This window comes from Candidatus Erwinia dacicola, from assembly GCF_001756855.1.
Lineage (GTDB): Bacteria > Pseudomonadota > Gammaproteobacteria > Enterobacterales > Enterobacteriaceae > Erwinia > Erwinia dacicola.
This window is the reverse complement of record NZ_MAYS01000339.1, coordinates 1-1,871: the sequence shown is the minus strand read 5'-3', so window position 1 is coordinate 1,871 and position 1,871 is coordinate 1. Positions and strand designations below refer to the sequence as shown.

At 47.6% G+C, this 1,871-nt stretch carries 2 protein-coding genes and 2 pseudogenes; 2 read left to right on the top strand and 2 right to left on the bottom strand.

What is annotated here, in order from left to right; genetic code table 11:
* Positions 1 to 148 (top strand): annotated as a pseudogene (locus tag BBW68_RS09820) (IS6 family transposase); the annotation flags it as partial.
* 215 nt (positions 149 to 363) lie between these two features.
* On the opposite strand, the gene hdfR reads toward BBW68_RS09820, so the two are convergent.
* Complete coding sequence (gene hdfR / locus BBW68_RS09815) at positions 364 to 1,191, bottom strand: HTH-type transcriptional regulator HdfR (protein ID WP_070135220.1); 828 nt, start codon at positions 1,189 to 1,191, stop codon at positions 364 to 366.
* A 120-nt stretch (positions 1,192 to 1,311) separates the two neighbouring features.
* On the opposite strand from hdfR, the gene BBW68_RS09810 reads away from it, so the two are divergent.
* A complete protein-coding gene (locus BBW68_RS09810; protein ID WP_070135219.1) occupies positions 1,312 to 1,650 on the top strand; it encodes a MaoP family protein in 339 nt (112 codons plus the stop codon).
* Positions 1,651 to 1,683: 33 nt separating this feature from the next.
* Here the strand turns inward: BBW68_RS09810 and BBW68_RS16570 are convergent.
* Positions 1,684 to 1,871: pseudogene (locus BBW68_RS16570) on the bottom strand (magnesium chelatase subunit ChlI family protein); the annotation flags it as partial.

Below are 1,871 nucleotides of genomic sequence, written 5' to 3'. Positions count from 1 at the left end.
GCTGGGCTTCAAATCAATGAAGACGGCTTACGCCACAATCAAAGGCATTGAAGTGATGCAGGCGCTACGGAAAGGTCAGGCAGAATCATTTTATTTGGGGCATCCCCTAGGCGAGATGCGTCTGGTGAGCAGAGTCTTTGAAAAATAAGACCTTTCAATAACACGAAAGGCTAACTCATCAATATCTTTGCAACAGTGCCATAGGATGGCGCGTTTGCGCTAGGTTGTGAGATCTGTCACCAGTGATAGTGTCCCTCTAAATTTAAGTGGACACTATCATCGCCTGATTGACAGTGATCTGACAGACGTCCTACATCGGGCGCTTACCAGCAAGCTGACCCTTGTGTGCGTTTTAACAACGATTTATGCTTTAATATTCACCGGAAATTTTATCAGCTGGCGAATATAGGCCTGCTGATCGCTGTTTTCTAACCACACCGCATACAGTGGTCGGGAGACAACAGCCGTGTCCAGGATCACCATTAAATCGCTGTACTCCTTACCCCAGATTTCAGGTAAAAATGCACAGGCTCCTGTAGTGTGCAGCAGCTGACGGGTTAAATGTGCAGAAGTTGTCGTCAGCACTGGCACATCGTCTGCCCCTGCCAGATAGCTTTCATGCTGATGGAAATCAGCACCCCACTCCAACTTAATATAGTCATATTTCTCTTTTTTTTCCGATTTTCGCGACCGGAACAAAGTTAGAGAAATATGGCCAATTTGCTGGCTGGTTAGCTCGTCCATTTTCGGTGCTTCAGTGGTAATTAACAGGTCAAGCTGCCGCTCGTGCAGTTGTTTGACCAGTAAATGGCGCTGAGCGACTCGAGCCTCCAAATGCAGGCTCTCACGGTTCTCATATAGGGTTTGTAGCCACGGTGTCAGATAGGCTTCCCACATTGAAGCACTTGCCCCTATCGACAGCTCGTGATGTTGCTGTGTATGCGCCACCTCTTTCTTGGCTATCAGCCAAGTGCTCATCAGGCTTTCGGCATAGGGGAGTAGTCGTTCTCCTGCAGACGTCAGCCTGATGTTATTACGGTGGCGGGTAAACAGATTCACACCCAGCTGGTTTTCAAGCTGTCTGATGCGAAAACTTACAGCAGATTGCGTGAGATAGAGTGCTTCAGCGGCACGTCCAAAGTGGCGAGTTCTGCTCACTTCAAGAAAGGTCTTCAGTAATTCCTTATCCACATCCATCTCCTAAAAACATTTGTCGTTATGATTTAAATGTTTTGTTTTACACTCTGTCAAGCCTATCTAATACTCCGCGCCATAAATAGCACGGCCATAAAAGAGTTAGGAGCGTGTAAAATGGCGGAAAGCTTCACAACAACGAATCATTTTTTTGATAACAAACATTACCCTCGCGGGTTCTCCCGTCACGGCGATTTCACCATCAAAGAAGCCCAACTTCTTGAGCGTTATGGTTACGCTTTTAACGAGTTGGACCTAGCAAAGCGTGAGCCAACGACGGAAGAAGAGCGTTTGTTTATTGAGGTGTGCCGTGGTGTGCGTGAGCCGCACACTGAGGCCGAGAAAGTCTGGTCAAAGTATATGACTCGAATTAAACGTCCTAAACGTTTCCACACCCTTTCAGGCGGCAAGCCGCAGATGGAAGGTATTGAAGACTATACAGAGAATGACGATTAAGAGAAAAGGGGCTCCGGCCCCTTTTCTTTGCCATCATTCTAGGCTGTTTTGCAGATGTATAATTAGACGATCAATCCCACGGTAGCTTACTGCTTCAGTCAGATGTTCCCGCCTAATCTTCTGCTCGCCTGCCAGATCGGCAATAGTCCGCGCCACTTTAAGTATGCGCTGTCACGCACGCACCGACAGCCCCAAATGATTCAGCACTTGATGGTTAGGAG

Coding starts and splice junctions, on each gene's coding strand:
- BBW68_RS09810 (WP_070135219.1), top strand. CDS start 1,312: ATGGCGGAAAGCTTCACAACAACGAATCATTTTTTTGATAACAAACAT.